Consider the following 18,068-nt stretch of genomic DNA (forward strand, 5'->3'; position numbering starts at 1 on the left):
CTGTCCGGGAGTCGAGCACCGGGTGCCCAGTGGCGGGAGCTGGGCAGCCGGGAACCGGGTGCCCGGTGACGGCCGTGTAGGTTCGACGACCGAAGACGACCGAAACCGAAAGGCTTCTCCCGGTGAACAAGCGACTGCTGGCCGTACCCGCCCTCGGCGTGCTGCTCGCGTTCGGAGCCGTCGGCTGCGGCGGCGACGACAACAGCAAGCAGCTGGAGTCCTGGGCGTCGAACGTCTGCGGCGCGGCCAAGGACCCGATCGCCCAGGCGCAGACCGCCCTCGCCGACACCGGCCAGGTGAAGACCGGCGAGTCCCCGGCCGACCTGCAGAAGCGGCTCTCGACGGACATCGGGCGACTCGCCAAGACCAACCAGGACATCGCGGCCGCCATCGACGCGGCCGGTGCGCCCAAGGTGGACAACGGCGCGACGCTGCAGAAGGACACCGTCGACGAGCTGAAGAAGGCGTCCGACGGCTACCTGGACGTCCAGAAGAAGCTGGACGCGCTGCCCAACAACGACCAGGCGAAGTTCGCGGACGCGCTGCACAGCGTCGCCGACCAGCTGCAGCAGCTGTCCTCGCTGTCCACCCAGGCGCAGGCCAAGCTGCAGCGCGGTGACCTCGGCGCGGCGATGGCCAAGCAGGAGGGCTGCAAGCCCACCCAGGTGACCCCGAGCGCTGGTGCGAGCGGCAGCGCAGGCAGTTCCCCGGCCACCGGGGGCGCGAGCGCGACCCCGAGCGCTGGCGCTTCCGCCTCGGCAGGCGCCCCAAGCGGCACCCCCACGCCTGGCGCGACGGACACCGAGAGTCCGGCGGCCACCCCCGCGGCGGGCGCCACCACCACCCCGGCGGCCCCGGCCACGACCCCGGCCACTCCGGCACCCAGCGCGAGCTGATCGAGGGCGGAGAGAAGGCGGAGAGAAGGCGGAGAGAAGGCGAAGCGAGGGCGGGGAGAAGACGGGGGACAAGGCGGGAAGAGTCCGGGAAGCAGCACAGGGTCGGGGCCGCTCGCAGGAGGGGCCCCGATGCCGCCCGCAGCCCCGATGCCGCCCGCGTCCGCGGGCGGCATCGGGGCTGCGGGATGGCGCTGGGAGGCGTTCTGGTCCGGGTCGTGGGGCGCCCCGGCCGTGGCAGGGGGCGTGTGGATGAGGGCGCGCTCCTGGTGAGGGTTGCGGCCTCTGGACCTGGTACGAGGTGGTGGTTCGCCCGTTCCGTGCGGGCCGGTGGGGCCGGGGCGGGGTGGGGCGGGGGACAATGGCGGGGTGATCAGTAGTCCCGTTCTCGACCCGACCCGTCTGGCCAAGCTGCGCGAAGCGCTGCTGGCCGCCTCGTTCACCGCCGACGGCTGCCTGGACCTGCTGGGCCCCACCGGCTACGCGGCGTTGGCCCGTAGCGAGGCGGTTCCGGCGCTGCGTGCGACGCGCGGCGGCAGCCCGCTGGAGACGCTGGTGCGGCTGTTCCTGCTGCAGCAGCCGGTGCCGTACAAGGCGGCGGCCGCCGCGCTGCCGGTGGAGGACTGCCTGGCGGACGGCTGGCTGCGCCCGGACGGCGATCTGGTGCGCGCCACGGTGGACGTCCGGCCGTACGCCAACGAGGTTGCCGGGATGCCCAGTTCGGATGCCTGGGTGGTCTCCGACCTGGGGTGCGCGGTGGGCGGCGCGGGCGGGATCGGCTCCGGCGAGACCGCCCACGGGGTGGCCCGCAAGGATCTGGTGCTGGGGGTCGGCGGGGCGTCCACGACGCTGGCCAACATCACCGTGCGCCGGCCCGTCCGGGCGGCGCTGGACCTCGGTTCGGGCTCCGGCGTGCAGGCGCTGCACGCGGCCCGGCACGCCCGCAGCGTCACCGCCACCGACCTCAACCCGCGCGCGCTGCGGTTCACCGAACTGACCCTGGCGCTGTCCGGGTTCGAGAACACGGAGGCGCTCACCGGGAGCCTCTTCGAGCCGGTCGGGGAGCGGAAGTTCGACCTGATCGTCTCCAACCCGCCGTTCGTCATCTCGCCGGCCGGCCGGTTCACCTACCGTGACGGCGGCATGGCCGGGGACGACCTGTGCCGCAGCCTGGTGCGCTCGGCCGCCGAGCACCTGGAGCCGGGCGGCTACTGCCAGTTGCTCGCCAACTGGCAGCACGTCAGGGGCGAGGACTGGCGCGAGCGGCTGGCCGGCTGGGTGGCGGGCACCGGGCTGGACGCCTGGATCGTCCAGCGCGAGGTCCAGGACGTGGCCCAGTACGCCGAGTTGTGGCTGCGCGACGGCGGTGACCACCGCGGTCCGGGCGGTGACTACCAGGCCCGGTACGGCGAGTGGCTGGACGCCTTCGAGGCGGGCCGGGTCGAGGGCATCGGGATGGGCTGGATCACCCTGCGGGCGAGCGGCGCCGAGCGTCCGACCGTCCGGGTGGAGGAGTGGCCGCACCCGGTGGAGCAGCCGCTCGGCCCGCACATCGACGAGTGGTTCGACCGGCAGGACTTCCTGCGTTCCCACGACGACGCGGGCCTGCTCGCGGCCCGCTACGTGCTGGCCGACGAGGTCGTCCAGGAGCAGATCGGCGCGCCGGGGGCGGAGGACCCGGAGCACGTGGTGCTGCGACACAACCGGGGCATGCGACGGGCCACCAAGGTGGACACCGTCGGCGCAGGGTTCGTCGGGGTCTGTGACGGGACGCTGTCGGCGGGCGAGATCGTGGACGCCATCGCGCAACTATTGGGCGAGGACCGGGTGGTGCTGCGGGACCGGGTGCCGGAGTCGCTGCGGCTGCTGACCGAGCAGGGGTTCATCGACCCGGTTCGCTGAGGCCCCGCGCGAAGTCCCCCTGGTTCACCCGCCCGTACCCCCTGGTTCGTCCGGTGGTCCCCGTCCGGCTGCCCCTTGTTGGTCGGATGCTGTGAGGCTCTGTCCACAGGCTGTGGACAGAGCTGGGGAGCCGGGGGCCAGGGGTGGACGCGACGACGGGGACCGTGAGCGGGCTCGTGCTCGCCGTCTTCGGTGGCGTGCTGCTGCTGTGGTGCGCCGCCGAAGTGCGCCTTCGCGACCGGGTGCGCCGACTGGGGGTGCCGGCGGTGGCCACGGTCGTGGCCGAGAACGACGCGCACGGCCAGCTCGACAGCGCGCCGCTGCTCTCCTTCTCCGTGCTGCCGCCGGCGGGTGGGGCCGACGGCTCCGGCGCCGGCCGGATCGCGGAACTCGTGCTCACCCGGCCGCGCGGGCACACCCCGCTGCGCCGCCCGGAGCGTTTCGCCCCCGGCGCCCCGGTGCGGATCTGCTACGACCCGGACCGCCCCTGCCGGGCCGTGCTGGCGGCGGGGGAGGTCGGCCGGGCGACGGTCGCCGACCTGCTGTGGAGCGCCCTGGGCGTGGCCTGTCTGGTGGCGGGCGCCGGGCTGCTGGTGGCGGTCGGCCGCTGAGGCCCCGGCGCGATCCGGGGAGCGCGATACCGCAAGGGCGCCGATTTATCCGTTGACAGATCTTGAAATCCGTCATTCCATCCTCCGGAACCTGCCGAAGCCCCCCTCCACGGGGCGCGAACCTCCGTCATCGGGTTACCGTTCGAGTGGCGTCGGTGAGCGCGGCAAGCGAAAGAGCGGGATCCGTCCGTTTGACAAGGGTGGCCGGGGTACGGTCACACTCCGCTGGTGGGGTGTCGTGCAGCGGCGGCCCCGGGACGGTGGAGGGGTCGGGCGGAGCGCAGCCCGTGCTGCCAGCGCCGACCAGCCAATAAGGACCGGGAGAGAAGAGCGAAGGTGTCCCCGAGCAGCGAGACCGCGCACGGACAGCGACTCGTCATTGTCGAGTCGCCGGCCAAGGCGAAGACGATCAAGGGCTACCTTGGCCCCGGCTACATCGTCGAGGCGAGCGTCGGGCACATCCGCGACCTCCCCAGCACCGCGGCCGAGGTGCCGGACAAGTACACCGGCGAGGTGCGCCGGCTCGGGGTGGACGTCGACCACGACTTCGCGCCCATCTACGTGGTCAACGCGGACAAGAAGTCCCAGGTCAGCAAGTTGAAGTCGCTGCTCGCGGAGTCCGACGAGCTCTTCCTCGCGACCGATGAGGACCGCGAGGGCGAGGCCATCGCGTGGCACCTCCAGCAGGTGCTCAAGCCCAAGGTGCCGGTGCACCGGATGGTGTTCCACGAGATCACCAAGTCGGCGATCCAGGAGGCCGTGGCCAACCCGCGCGAGCTGAACCAGCGCCTGGTCGACGCCCAGGAGACCCGCCGCATCCTCGACCGTCTCTACGGCTTCGAGGTCTCGCCGGTGCTGTGGAAGAAGGTCATGCCGAAGCTGTCGGCGGGCCGGGTGCAGTCCGTGGCGACCCGTCTGGTGGTCGAGCGGGAGCGCGAGCGGATGGCCTTCCGCACCGCCTCGTACTGGGACCTGGTCGGCACCTTCGACACCGGCCGCACCCCGGCCGACGCCGCCAACCCGGAGACCTTCGGCGCCCGGCTGGCCTCGGTCGACGGCAAGCGGATCGCCAGCGGCCGCGACTTCGGTTCGGACGGTCGGCTCAAGGCCGGCAGCACCAACACCATGCACCTGGACGAGCAGGCCGCCCGCCAGCTGGCCGCCGCCCTCGCGCAGACCGCGTTCAGCGTCCGCAGCGTCGAGTCCAAGCCCTACCGCCGCTCGCCGTACGCGCCGTTCCGCACCACCACGCTCCAGCAGGAGGCCAGCCGCAAGCTGGGCTTCGGCGCCAAGCGGACCATGCAGGTGGCCCAGAAGCTGTACGAGAACGGCTTCATCACCTATATGCGTACCGACTCCACCACGCTGTCGGACACCGCGATCGCCGCGGCCCGGGCGCAGGTCACCCAGCTGTACGGCGCCGACTACCTGCCGGACGCCCCGCGCACCTACGCCAGCAAGGTCAAGAACGCGCAGGAGGCGCACGAGGCCGTCCGACCCTCCGGCGACCGCTTCCGCACCCCCGCCGAGACCGGGCTGAGCGGCGACGACTTCAGGCTGTACGAGCTGATCTGGATGCGCACCGTCGCCTCCCAGATGAAGGACGCGGTCGGCCAGTCGGTCACCGTCCGGGTCGGCGGCGCCTCCGCCGACGGCCGGGACGTCGAGTTCTCCGCCTCCGGCAAGATCATCACCTTCCACGGCTTCCTCAAGGCCTACGTCGAGGGCGCCGACGACCCGAACGCCGAGCTCGACGACCGCGAGCGCCGGCTGCCGCAGGTCGCCCAGGGCGACCCGCTGGCCGCCGACCGGATCACCCCGGAGGGCCACGCCACCAAGCCGCCGGCCCGCTACACCGAGGCCTCGCTGGTCAAGGAGCTGGAGGACCGGGAGATCGGCCGCCCCTCCACCTACGCGTCGATCATCGACACGATCATCCAGCGCAGGTACGTGTTCAAGAAGGGCACGGCGCTCGTCCCGTCCTTCCTCTCCTTCGCCGTGGTCAACCTGCTGGAGAAGCACTTCGGCCGGCTGGTCGACTACGACTTCACCGCCAAGATGGAGGACGACCTCGACCGGATCGCCGCCGGTGAGGCGCAGTCCGTGCCGTGGCTGAAGCGCTTCTACTTCGGCGAGGGCGAGGGCGCGGCCGGCGCCGCCGCCGAGGCCGGCAACGGCGACGGCGACCACCTGGGCGGTCTGAAGGAGCTGGTCACCGACCTCGGCGCGATCGACGCCCGGGAGATCAGCTCGTTCCGGATCAGCGAGGACATCACCCTGCGGGTCGGCCGCTACGGCCCGTACGTCGAGCGCGCCTCCGCCGTCGAGGGCGAGCCCGGCCAGCGCGCCGACATCCCGGACGAGCTGCCGCCGGACGAGCTGACCGTCGAGCTGGCCGAGGAGCTGCTGGCCAAGCCCAGCGGCGACTTCGAGCTCGGCCCGGACCCGGTCAGCGGCAACATGCTGGTCGCCAAGGACGGCCGCTACGGCCCGTACGTGACCGAGATCCTGCCCGAGGGCACGCCGAAGACCGGCAAGAACGCGGTCAAGCCGCGCACCGCCTCGCTGTTCAAGACGATGTCGCTGGACACCGTCACCCTGGAGGACGCGCTGCGGCTGCTCTCGCTGCCGCGCGTGGTCGGCACCGACGCCGAGGGCGCGGAGATCACCGCGCAGAACGGCCGCTACGGCCCGTACCTCAAGCGCGGCACCGACTCGCGCTCGCTCACCAGCGAGGACCAGCTCTTCACGATCACCCTCGACGAGGCGCTGGCGATCTACGCCCAGCCCAAGCAGCGCGGCCGGGCCGCCGCCGCACCGCCGCTCAAGGAGCTGGGCACCGACCCGGTCAGCGAGCGCCCGGTGGTGGTCAAGGACGGCCGGTTCGGCCCGTACGTGACCGACGGCGAGACCAACGCCACGCTGCGCAAGGACGACGACGTCGAGACCATCACGCCGGAGCGCGGCTACGAGCTGCTCGCCGAGAAGCGGGCGCGCGGGCCGGTGAAGAAGGCGGCGAAGAAGGCCCCGGCGAAGAAGGCGGCGGCCAAGAAGACGACCACCACCAAGACGGCGGCGACCAAGACCGCCGCCAAGAAGACGGCCGCGAAGAAGACCACCACCGCCAAGACGGCGACGGCCAAGAAGACGGCCGCGAAGAAGACCGCGGCCGGCAAGGCCACCGCCACCGACGAGGGCTGATCCTCCGACAGCGGCACTCGGGCCCGTGCCCCCCGTCCGGGGGCACGGGCCCGAGGTCCGTCCAGGGGCGGCGCGGGACGGGTACGGGGCGGCCCCGAGCCCGCGCAGGGCCGCCCCCGGGTCTGTGCGGGGATCGTCACAGGCCGGTGATGAGGGGGAACCGGAACCCCGTTCGTCTCAATCGGGCAAAGCCCAGACCGCTACGCTGACCGTATGACGAGCGAGGAGCAGCCCACCCCCAGCGCCGCCCCGGCCGCCAGAGCCACCGGGCCCGACCTGCCCGAGGTCGCGCCCGCCGGAACCCCTGTGGACCGGGCCCGGGCACTGTTGCGGACCAAGCCCTACCGGCGACTGTGGACCACTCAGCTGATCGGCGGCACCGCCGACCGGCTCGGGCTGCTGGTGCTGCTCGCGCTCACCGTGATCGCCGCCGCCCAGGGCGGCCAGCTCGGCGACCTGCCGCGCAGCCTCGCCTTCGCCACCGCGGCCGTCCTGGCCGTCCGGGTGGCGGCCACCGGTCTGGTCGGCGTGGCGCTGCTGGGGCCGGTGCACCAGCTGGTCGCCGGGAAGCTCGACCGGCGCTGGACGCTGTTCGGCGCGGACGCGCTGCGCGCCCTGCTGATCGGCATCGCGCCCTGGTGGACGGTCTGGCTGGGCTCCGGCCCGAAGCCCTCCGGCGGGGCCACCTACGTGCTGCTCGCCACGGTGTTCCTCACCGGTGCCGCCGAGCGGGTGTGGGGGATCGCCGGGGCCGCCGCCGTCCCCGGCCTGCTGCCGCCGGCCAACCCGTACGCGCCCGCCGCCGAGCAGCGGCCGGCCGCCGCCAACCTGGACACCGTCCGGAGCATCGACCGGTTCACCGGCTGGGTCACCGTGGCGCTCGGCGCCGTCGGCCTGGTCGTCTTCACCCTGGCCAACAACATCGGCGCGGCGCTCGGCTCGGACTGGCTGCGCGCCCACCAGCTGACCTTCGCGGCGCTCGGCGCGGCCGGCCTGTTCGTCGCCGCGGCCGTCCGCGGCTACCTCCAGCAGCTGCCCGGCGGTCCGGTGGCCGTCGCCCCGCACTCGCCGCTGACCGGCCTGCGCGCCCCGACCGACGCGACCCCCGGCCCCGCCCTGAGCAAGGGCCGCACCGGCAGCGCCCCGTACTTCACCTTCGCCGTCGCGGCCGGCTTCGCCTCGATGGCGGGCGTCGCCGCGCTGGCGCTGCTCACCGCCGCCGAGCACCGGGCCGGGCCGATCGGCTACGGCCTGATCGTGCTCGCCGCGGCCGGCGCCCCCGCGCTCGGCGCCGGGCTCACCCGGGCCACCCTGCCGTCGCTCTCCCGCCGACGGCTGCTCGCGCTGGCGCTGCTCACCGAGGGCGTCGCGCTGATCCTGGCCGGGCTGGTGCTGGACTTCGTGCTGGTCCTGCTGCTCACCGTGCTGGCCGGGCTGGCCGCCGGGATCGTCGTCTCGGCCGGGCGCACCCTGCTCGCCCAGGAGGTCGAGGAGGCCCGGCTGCCCAAGGTCGCCGAGCACCTGCACGCGGTGCTGCGGGCCGTGGTCGCCGCCGCGCTGGTCGCCGTCCCGCTGATCGCCGCGGCCTACGGGGACGTCGAGTACGGCACCGTCGAGCCCGGCTCCTTCACCTTCATCCACAGCGGGGCCGCCCTCGCCGTCGCCACCTCGGGGCTGCTCACCCTGGTGCTCGCCGCCGTCGTGCTGCTGCGCACCGACGACCGGCGCGGCACCGTGCCGTTCGCCCGGGACCTGGTGGACGCGGTGCGCGGCGGCAGCGCCCCGGTGCCGCACCGGGGCGCGGGCACCGGCTTCTTCATCGCCCTGGAGGGCGGCGACGGCGCCGGCAAGTCCACCCAGGCCCAGGCGCTCGCCGAGTGGATCCGCGGCAAGGGGCACGAGGTCGTGCTCACCCGCGAGCCCGGCGGCAGCCCGGTCGGCCAGCGGCTGCGCGGTCTCGTCCTGGACGTCGGCAACACCGGCCTGTCGCACCGCGCCGAGGCGCTGATCTACGCCGCCGACCGCGCCGAGCACGTCGAGAGCGTCATCCGGCCCGCCCTCGCCCGCGGCGCCGTGGTGATCACCGACCGGTACATGGACTCTTCCGTCGCCTACCAGGGCGCCGGACGCGACCTGGCCGCCACCGAGGTCGCCCGGATCTCCCGCTGGGCGACCGGCGGGCTGCTGCCCGACCTGACCGTGGTGCTGGACGTCGACCCGACCAGGGCCCGGGAGCGCTTCACCGAGGCGTTGGACCGGCTGGAGTCCGAGCCCACCGAGTTCCACCAGCGGGTCCGGGCCGGCTTCCTCGCCCTCGCGGCCGCCGACCCGGCGCGCTACCTGGTCGTGGACGGCAGCCAGGCCCCCGGCTTCGTCACCACCGCCATCCGGCACCGGCTCGACCGCGAGCTGCCGCTCTCCGAGCAGGAGAAGGCCGCCCGCGCCGAGCAGGAGCGGCTGGCCAAGGAGGAGGCCGAGCGGCGCGCCGCCGAGGAGGCCCGCAAGAAGGCCGAGGAGGAGGCCGCCGAGCGCAAGCGGCAGGAGGTGCTGGCGCAGCTGCGGGCCGAGCAGGCCGAGCAGGAGCGACTGGCCAAGGTGGAGGCGGAGCGGGCCGCCGCCGAGGCCCGGCGCAAGGCCGAGCAGGAGGCCCGCCGCCGGGCGGAGGAGGAAGCGCGCCGCCGCGCCGAGGAGGAGGCCCGCCTGCGGGCGGAGGAAGAGGCCCGGCTGGCCGCCGAGGCCGCCGAGCGCAAGCGGATCGCCGACGAGGCGGCCGCCCAGGCGGAGCTGCAGCGGCAGCGGGAGCTGGCGCGCGAGGAGCAGCGGCGCCGGGCGGAGGAGGCGCTCCAGCGGGCCGAGGAGGCCCGGCTGGCGCAGGCGGCGGCCCTCGCAGCGGCTGCTGCGGCGGCCGAGACGGCTTCGGACCGGGCGGGTTCCGATCGGTCTGAGTCGGGTTCGGTTTCGGATCGGTCGGGTTCGGGTTCCTCGGCGGGGGACGCGGCCACGGCGGAGCTGCGGGCGGTCCCGGAGACTCCGCGGGGCGCGGCGGAGGGCCTCGGCGACGAGGCGACCCGCGAGCTGACGCCGCGTGACCGGCAGGCGGCCGTCCGGGCGGCTGAGACCGCCGACGCGACCGCCCGGCTGCCCAGGGTGCCGGCGGCGGACGAGACTGCGGTGCTGCCGAAGGTGCCGGCGGCCGACGACACTGCCGTACTGCCGAAGGTGCCCGCCGCGGACGAGACCGCGGTGCTGCCGCGGGTCGAGCCGGGGCGTTCCGGGGAGCCGGCGGACAGCACCCGCGAGCTGCCGGTGGTGGACGGTCGGTCCGCCGCCGAACCGCTCGCTGCCCCGCCCGCGGTCGACCCGCAGCCCACTGCCGAGCGGCCCCGGCCGGAGTGGGCCGAGGAGACCCCGATGGACGACCTGCCGAGCCTGACCGACACCCTGCTCGGCTCGCGCGACGAGTGGGCGCGCTGGGAGCAGAGCGACGGCGACCAGGGGGCGACGGACCCGCGCGACGGCGGCGACCGGCGCGGCGGGGACGACCGCGGCGAGGGCGGCGGCAAGGCCAAGGGCCGGCGCTGGGGTCGCCGGGGCTGAGCCGGCGGATGCCGGACGGGCGGGCGGGCGGTGTCGTCGGGGCAGTGGTCTCCGGGGGCGCCGCCCGTCGCCGTACTGTTGGCCGCATAGCCGCATAGCCGCATAGCCGCGTAGCCGCGAGGCCGGGTGACCCGGACGGAGCAGTGGCTGTCGGAGCGGAGACGTATGCTCGACGGCGGGGAATCGGCGCCGGGAGCGCTGCCGTACGGAGCTTGGGAGCAGCAGTGGCCGTCTGGGACGACCTGGTGGGCCAGGATCGGGTGGTCGACCAGCTGACCGCCGCGGCCCGGGCGGCCGGGGCGACGGTCGAGGCCGGCCGCGGCGCCGCTCCGGGCCAGGGCGGGAACGCCTCCCTGATGACGCACGCCTGGCTGTTCACCGGCCCGCCCGGCGCCGGGCAGGTCACCGCGGCGCGCGCCTTCGCGGCCGCCCTCCAGTGCACCAGCCCCGACCTCGCGCTCGGCGGCACGCCCGGCTGCGGGTTCTGCGACGGCTGCCACACCGTGCTGGCCGGCAGCCACGCCGACGTCAAGTACGTGCGGACCGACGGCCTCTCCATCGGCGTCGGCGACATGCGCGAGCTGGTGCTGCGCGCCTCCAGCTACCCGACCGGCGGCCGCTGGTCGGTGATCCTGGTGGACGCCGCCCACCGGCTCACCGAGGCCGCCGCGAACGCGCTGCTCAAGGGTGTGGAGGAGCCCTCCCCGCGCACCGTCTGGCTGCTCTGCGCCCCCTCCGTCCAGGACGTGCTGCCGACCATCCGCTCGCGCTGCCGCCTGCTGGTGCTGCGCACCCCCGCCGCCGATGCGGTCGCCGACATGCTGGTCCGCCGCGACGGCGTCGACCCGGAAAGCGCCCGGCTGGCCGCGCTCGCCGGGCAGGGTGACATCGAGCGCGCGCGCCGTCTCGCCGTGGACGAGCAGGCCCGCAGCCGCCGCGCCGAGGTGCTGCGGATCCCGCTGGAGGTCGCCGACATCGGCGGCTGCCTGACCGCCGCCCAGCGACTGGTCGACACCGCCAAGGCCGACGCCGAGGCGCTCGCCGAGACCCAGGACGCCAAGGAGACGGGCGACCTGAAGGCCGCCTACGGCGCCTCCGAGGGCGGCAAGGCGCCGCGCGGCATGGCCGGGGCGGTCAAGGAGCTGGAGAAGCGGCAGAAGAGTCGCGCCACCCGGACCCGCCGGGAGACCCTCGGGGTCGCGCTGCTCGACCTGCTCGGCTTCTACCGGGACGTGCTGGCGATCCAGCTCGGCTCGACCGGCGCGCTCGCCAACGAGGACCAGCGGCAGGCGCTGAACCGGGTCGCCCAGGCCGGGCCGGCCGAGGGCACGCTGCGCCGGATCGAGGCAGTGCTCGCCTGCCGCACGGCGCTGGACCGCAACGTGGACCCGCTGCTCGCGGTCGAGGCGATGACGGTGGCGCTGCGGGCGGGCTGAGGCCGTCCCTCGTTCTCTCTCCCCCCGAGTCGTCCCCGGCTCTCCCTGCGCGCCCTTTCGGTTCGCTCCCGTAAGCCTCCTGTAGGCCTCCCGTAGGTCTCCCGTAGGCCTCCCGGAGTCGGCCCGGCGTCCCACCTTCGAGTGAACAGGCGATACTCGCCGGGCACACCTGCGTGTGACGGCGCACCCGTTGTGCACGCTGGGGGCCGACTGTGCCCCGGCCGTACCCGGGTCTCCCCGTCCGGGAGGGCCCGCCGCCGGAGCGGTCGGCTCCCGTACGGCACCGGGTTCGGTCCGGTGTCGGCCCTCCTCCCGAGGTGGTGCGTTCCGTGGTTCGTCCGCTCCTCGTCATCCCCCTGCTGGTCGCCGCCGTCGGCGGGATCTGGCTGGCGCGCGGTGCGCTCCAGCGCTGGCGCGACCTGCGGGCCGCCGCGACCTACGAGCTGGCGGGCGAACGGTGGCCGATGCTGGTGCGGGCGGGCGGGGCGATGGTGTGCGGGGTGTGCGTCACCGCCTTGACGGTGCTCACCGCGCTCGGGGCGTTCGGTGGTCTGAGCAGGAGCGGAACGGGGGCGGACCGTGCGGAGCCCGCCGTGGACGCGGCCGAGGCGGGGGCCTGGCCGGGGTCGGCGCCGGGTGCGGCGGTCCGGCAGCAGGCGGCGCCGCCCACGGCCACCGGGTCGGCCGCGGCGACGCCGGCCGCGAGTGCGGCGCCCAGCGGGGCGCCCGCCGTGGCCAGCCGCTTCGACAGCGTCGGGCACCCGGGCGGCGGTGAGCTGCTGCAGTCCGCCGTGCTCGGCCCCGACGGGAAGCCGCGCAACGTCCGGGTCTGGCTGCCGCCGCAGTACGCCAAGGAGCCGAACGCGCGCTTCCCGGTCGTGGTGATGCACGCCGCGACCCCGGGCAAGACCGCCGACGCCGAGGTGCCGGACGTCTTGGAAGGCGTCGGCGCCGCCCTGCAGACCGGCCGCGTCCGTCCGTTCATCCTGGTCGTGCCCGAGGCGCCGAACGGCACCGCGCACCCCTGCGAGCTGGTCGCCGCCGCCCCGGCCGCCGTCGCCGACGACGCGACGCTGCGCGCCACCATCGCGGCCTCCTTCCGCACCCTTCCGCCCGGCCCGGCGTCCTGGGGCGCCCTCGGGGTCGAGGGCGGCGCGCCGTGCGCGGCCGCCGCCGGGCTGGCCCGGCCGGACCTCTACGGCGTGGCCGCCGCGATCTCCGGCCGCTACGACGCCGCCGCGCTCGCCCAGACCGGCGCCGAGGCCCCGGCGGGCAGCTCGGCCAAGTTGCTGCTGGCCGCCGCCAAGGGCGACGCCGCGGGGCTGGACGCGGCCCGCAAGCTCCAGACCGCGCTCAAGGCCGGGCCGGGTCCGGCCGCCAAGGCCGAGGTGCGGATCTCGGACAACGTGCAGGACTACTCCGCGGACCGGGAGCGGCTGCGGCTGGTCCGGCAGGCGGCGCAGTTCCTGGCCGAGACGCTGGCCAAGGCGTCCTGAGCATCGGCCGAGTGGGCCGTTACGCTGCCCGGTACCCGAGGTGGGTACCGGGCAGCGGCGTTTCTTCGTTCTCGTACTTTTCTCGGATTTCCCGGAGCGAGCGGTGGAGAGGTAGCGGATGAGGGCCTTCGGGCGGGTGCAGGTCCGGGTTCGGGTGCGAATGCGGGTTCGGGTGCGGGTGCGGGTGGCGGCAGCGGTGCTCGCGGCCGGGCTGGTGGCGGTCTCGGCGGCCGGGTGCAGCGGGGGGCCGACCGTGGCGTCCGGTGAGCCCGGCTCGTCCGACTCGACCGACTCGACCGGACCCGGCGAGGCTTCGGCCGCCACCCCGCTGGAGCCGCTGCCCGCCGCCGTACCGGCCGCGCTCGCGCCGTACTACGCGCAGCGGCCGACCTGGCAGCCGTGCGACGGTGGGTTCGAGTGCGCCACCTTCCGGGTGCCGATGGACTACGACCGCCCCGGCGGCGGGGACCTCACCCTCTCGGCCGCCCGCGCGGCCGCCGAGCAGGGCGGCTCCGCTGGCCCGCGCGGTTCGGGTGGCCCAGGTGTCCCGGCTGGCTCGGGCGGTGACTCCCGGTTGGGTTCGCTGCTGCTCAACCCGGGCGGCCCCGGCGGCTCGGCGATCGAGTACCTGGAGGCCGTCGCCGGGACGTACGACCGCGCGGTGCGCGCCCGCTACGACCTGGTCGGCCTCGACCCGCGCGGGGTGGGCCGCAGCAACCCCCCCGTCAGCTGCCTGAGCGGCGAGCGGATGGACGCCTTCACCGCCGCCGACCTGGCCCCCGGCGACCAGCGGGCGATCGATGCGCTGGTCGCCGCCGACCGGGAGTTCGCCGAGGGCTGCCGCAAGCAGGCCGGGCCCGCGCTCGGCCACCTCAGCACCGTCGAGGCGGCCCGCGACATGGACGTGCTCCGCGCCCTGCTCGGTGACGAGCGGCTGAACTTCGTCGGCAAGTCGTACGGCACCTTCCTCGGTGCCACCTACGCCGGGCTGTTCCCGAGCCGGGTCGGGCGGGTGGTGCTGGACGGCGCGATGGACCCGGCGCTCGACTCGGTCACCGGCAACCGCACCCAGGCCGGCGGCTTCGAGACCGCCTGGGCCGCCTTCGCCAAGGACTGCGCCAAGCGCGAGGACTGCCCGTTCGGCCGCACCGAGCAGCAGGTCGGCGACCAGCTCACCGCGCTGTTCGCGGCCGTCCACGCCAACCCGCTGCCGAGCACCGACAACGGGCGCCGGCTCACCGAGTCCCAGGCCACCACCGGTGTCGTCCAGGCGATGTACGCCGAGTTCCTGTGGCCCAAGCTGCGCACCGCGCTCACCGACGCGAAGGCGGGTGACGGCACCGGGTTGCTGAAGCTCTCCGACGCCTACTACGGGCGCGAGGCGGACGGCTCGTACCCCAACCTGATGTTCGCCAACACGGCGGTGAACTGCCTCGACCTGCCCGCCCCGTTCGGTTCGCCGGAGGACGTCCAGCGGGCGGTGCCGGACTTCGAGCGGGCCTCGCCGCACTTCGGGCGCGACATGGCCTGGATGGCGCTGACCTGCGCCTACTGGCCGGTCCGGGCCACCGGCGCGGCGCACACCATCCGGGCCGCCGGTGCCGCCCCGATCGTCGTCGTCGGCACCACCCGCGACCCGGCCACCCCGTACGACTGGGCCCGGTCGCTGGCCGGGCAGCTCGAGTCCGGCCGGCTGCTCACCTACGACGGGGACGGCCACACCGCGTACGGGCGGCGCAGCACCTGCGTGGACGGCGCGGTCAACCGGTTCCTGCTCAGCGGGGAGGCGCCGGAGCAGGGCAAGCGCTGCGACCGGTAGCCGAGCCCGCCGCCGTGTCGCCGGTCAGGCGGAGGAGACCGCCAGCTTCGCGGCGAAGCCCGCGAACAGCACGGCGACACCGCTGGTCAGGGTCGCGGACAGGCGCCTGCGGCGGTGGAAGGCGGTGGCCAGCGTGGTGCCGGCGAAGATCAGCAGCGAGAGGTAGAGCAGGCTGAATGTCTGCAGGATGCCGCCGAGCAGGGCGAAGGAGAGCGCGGGCTGCCCGTAGGACGGGTCGACGAACTGGGTGAAGAACGACAGCAGGAACAGGATCGCCTTCGGGTTGAGCAGGCTGATCACCAGCGCCCGCCGGAACGGCCGCTCACCCGCCTCCGGTGCCGCCTCGGCCGTCGGGTCGGCCTCCGCCCGGCGCTCGCGCCAGAGCTGGCGGGCGGCCCGCAGCATCCCGAACCCGATCCACAGCAGGTAGGCGGCGCCGCCGAACTTGACCACCGCGAACACCGCCGGGTTGGCCTTCAGCAGCGAGGCGGCCCCCAGCGAGGTCAGGCTGATCAGCGTGAGGTCGCCCACGAACACGCCCGCCGCGGCCCGGTACCCGGTCCGGATGCCCTTGCGGGCGGCGACCGACAGCACGTACAGCGAGTTGGGGCCGGGCAGCAGGATGATGACGAGGGCGCCGAGGACGTACGTCGCCAGGTCGTTGACACCGAACACGGTGCGCTCCGGAGGTGGGGGAGGGGTGACAGGGGGCGCTCATCGTAACGTCGTACCGGTGATCGATTGAATCGAAAACCATCCGCCCCCCACGCACCCCCACCCGCCCCCCGACCACCCTGGCTACGGATCACCTGCGAACCTGTGTAGACTGACCCGCGTTGCCAACACACGTGGCAGCGGTGCCGCCTTAGCTCAGTTGGCCAGAGCAACGCACTCGTAATGCGTAGGTCGCGGGTTCGAATCCCGCAGGCGGCTCAGAAACCGAAAGGCCCGGTCAGTACTCTGACCGGGCCTTTTGTCGTCTACACCATGCGTCGGCGACGACGGGCGCGGGCCGCTCGCGTGTTCGTGGTCTCAGCGCTGCTTGGTGCACCCCGGCTCGCACGCGTCCCGGTGCAGCCGAGGTTGACGGCGCGCATCTCGTGAACAAAGCCGGCGGGCATCAGTCAGAAGCCGGAGCAAACCCCCGGATCACGTCGAACCCGGACACCACTTCTGTGGACGACCCCACCAGATCCTCTCGCACCCTCGTCCCGCGTCACGTGGCACCCTCACCGCACACGGCGGACAGTGGAATCAGGGGCAGCAGGGGCATCTGAGAAGCGAGATGATCATGGATCGTTATCCGCCTATTGCCGATCACGGCCTGGTCGGCGATCTGCAGACTGCTGCTCTGGTCTCGTCTCAGGGGGTCGTCGACTGGTTCGCGGCTCCCCGGTTCGACTCGCCCAGTGTCTTCGCCTCCCTGCTCGATCACGACCGCGGCGGCTACTTCCTGTTCGCACCGGAAAGCCGGAACACCGTGTGCAAGCAGCTCTACTACCCCGACACCGCGGTCCTGGTCACGCGATTCATGTCGCCGGACGGGGTCGGCGAGATCTTCGACTGCATGCCACCGGATCGCACCGGCACCCCCACTGACAGGCATGTACTGATGCGCGGCGTGCGGGCGGTGCGCGGAACGGTGCACTTCGCTCTGGAGTGCCGCCCGCGCTTCGACTACGGCCGGGCCACCCACCATCTCGACGTGCAGGACAGCACCGCCACGTTCCGGGCGCCGAACGTCACCGCCTATCTGCAAAGCACCTTCCCCGTGCAGCAGGACGGTACGGACGTGCGGGGTGCGGTGACCTTGAGGGCGGGAGAGGTGGCCGCGGCGGTGTTCACCGTCGGCGGACCCGATGACGCCCCCCCGCCGCCGGTCACCCCGGACCGGGCGGTGGAGCGGTTCTGGGACGTGGCGGACTTCTGGCAGCGCTGGGTGCGCTCCTCGCGGTATCGCGGCCGGTGGCCGGGGGTGGTACACCGCTCGGCCATCACGCTCAAGCTGCTCACCTACGCGCCCACGGGTGCGCCTGTCGCCGCCGCGACCATGGGGCTGCCCGAGCAGATCGGGGGCGAACGCAACTGGGACTACCGCTACACCTGGGTCCGTGACGGCTCCCTGTCCGTGCGCGCCCTGCTCGACCTGGGGTTCGCCGAGGAGGCCGCGCAGTTCACGCGCTGGTTGGGGGACCGCCTCCAGGCCCGGGAGGGCGTCGATGGCGAGCCGTTGCAGATCATGTACCGCGTCGACGGAGACCCCGAGATACCGGAAGAGGTCCTCTCGCACTTCGAGGGCTACCGGGGTTCGTACCCGGTGCGGGCCGGGAACGCGGCGGCCGACCAGCTGCAGCTGGACATCTACGGGGAGGCACTCTACGGCTTGTCGGAAGGGCATGAGGTTGCCATGGGGGGCAGCTATCACGGCTGGAAGAACCTCGCGCGCACGCTGGACTGGCTCGCCGACTCCTGGGACCGTCCCGACGAGGGCATCTGGGAGACCCGCGGCGGGCGCCAGGACTTCACCTTCAGCCGGGTCATGGCGTGGGTGGCCTTCGACCGGGGGCTGCGTCTGGCGAGAGAAACCAGCCGTCCTGCCGACGCTCCTCGGTGGACCGCGGCTCGCGACGCGATCCTCGAACAGGTGATGGAACGGGGCTGGAACGAGAAGGAGCAGGCCCTCGTCCAGCGCTACGGAGGCGATGTTCTCGACGCGTCGCTGCTGCTCATCCCGCGTGTCGGGTTCCTGGCTCCCAGGACGACGAGCTGGCTGTCGACCCTGGACGCGATGGAGCGCACACTGGTGTCGGACAGCCTCGTGTACCGCTACGACCCCGCGGCCTCCCCGGACGGTCTGCGGGGCTCCGAAGGCACGTTCAGTCTCTGCACCTTCCTCTACGTGGACGCTCTTGCTCGCGCCGGGCGTGCTCGTTTGGCGCGCTACGCCTTCGAGAAGATGCAGACCTATGCCAACCATGTCGGCCTGTTCGCCGAGGAGATCGGCCCCAGCGGCGAGCAGTTGGGCAACTTCCCGCAGGCTTTCACCCATCTGTCGCTGATCATGGCCGCCGCCACCCTGGACGACGCACTCGACCAGCAGCGCGACTGAGAAC

10 protein-coding genes and 1 tRNA gene are annotated in these 18,068 nt (G+C 73.9%); 10 read left to right on the forward strand and 1 reads right to left on the reverse strand.

The features are described from left to right. Positions 1–122: 122 nt before the first annotated feature. From ACIG5E_RS05065 to ACIG5E_RS05100, 8 genes are all read left to right on the forward strand, one after another. Positions 123–896: a small secreted protein gene (locus tag ACIG5E_RS05065; RefSeq protein ID WP_396531532.1), complete on the forward strand. Its 774-nt coding sequence runs from the start codon at positions 123–125 to the stop codon at positions 894–896. Positions 897–1,262: 366 nt separating this feature from the next. Continuing rightward, on the forward strand, positions 1,263–2,795 hold the full coding sequence (locus ACIG5E_RS05070) for a methyltransferase (RefSeq protein ID WP_396531533.1): 1,533 nt from the start codon (positions 1,263–1,265) through the stop codon (positions 2,793–2,795). Positions 2,796–2,959: 164 nt separating this feature from the next. Continuing rightward, positions 2,960–3,406: a DUF3592 domain-containing protein gene (locus ACIG5E_RS05075; protein WP_396531534.1), complete on the forward strand. Its 447-nt coding sequence runs from the start codon at positions 2,960–2,962 to the stop codon at positions 3,404–3,406. A gap of 336 nt (positions 3,407–3,742) precedes the next feature. Further along, positions 3,743–6,607, forward strand: a complete 2,865-nt coding sequence (topA, locus tag ACIG5E_RS05080) for a type I DNA topoisomerase (RefSeq protein WP_396531535.1) — start codon at positions 3,743–3,745, stop codon at positions 6,605–6,607. A gap of 213 nt (positions 6,608–6,820) precedes the next feature. Continuing rightward, the gene (gene tmk, locus ACIG5E_RS05085) at positions 6,821–10,204 is read left to right on the forward strand and encodes a dTMP kinase (protein ID WP_396531536.1); all 3,384 of its coding nucleotides are present in this window, start codon (positions 6,821–6,823) and stop codon (positions 10,202–10,204) included. 224 nt (positions 10,205–10,428) lie between these two features. Then, entirely contained in the window at positions 10,429–11,640 is a 1,212-nt protein-coding gene (locus tag ACIG5E_RS05090; protein ID WP_396531895.1) for a DNA polymerase III subunit delta', read from the forward strand. A 329-nt stretch (positions 11,641–11,969) separates the two neighbouring features. After that, positions 11,970–13,136: a hypothetical protein gene (locus ACIG5E_RS05095; RefSeq protein ID WP_396531537.1), complete on the forward strand. Its 1,167-nt coding sequence runs from the start codon at positions 11,970–11,972 to the stop codon at positions 13,134–13,136. 118 nt (positions 13,137–13,254) lie between these two features. After that, entirely contained in the window at positions 13,255–14,955 is a 1,701-nt protein-coding gene (locus tag ACIG5E_RS05100; RefSeq protein WP_396531538.1) for an alpha/beta hydrolase, read from the forward strand. A 24-nt stretch (positions 14,956–14,979) separates the two neighbouring features. Here the strand turns inward: ACIG5E_RS05100 and leuE are convergent, their stop codons facing one another. After that, a complete protein-coding gene (gene leuE / locus ACIG5E_RS05105; RefSeq protein WP_396531539.1) occupies positions 14,980–15,630 on the reverse strand; it encodes a leucine efflux protein LeuE in 651 nt (216 codons plus the stop codon). Positions 15,631–15,814: 184 nt separating this feature from the next. On the opposite strand from leuE, the gene ACIG5E_RS05110 reads away from it, so the two are divergent. Continuing rightward, positions 15,815–15,888 (forward strand) — tRNA-Thr (locus ACIG5E_RS05110). A gap of 358 nt (positions 15,889–16,246) precedes the next feature. Further along, a complete protein-coding gene (locus ACIG5E_RS05115) occupies positions 16,247–18,064 on the forward strand; it encodes a glycoside hydrolase family 15 protein (RefSeq protein WP_396531896.1) in 1,818 nt (605 codons plus the stop codon). Positions 18,065–18,068: the final 4 nt, after the last annotated feature.

This window comes from Kitasatospora sp. NPDC053057 (assembly GCF_044546945.1).
Lineage (GTDB): Bacteria > Actinomycetota > Actinomycetes > Streptomycetales > Streptomycetaceae > Kitasatospora.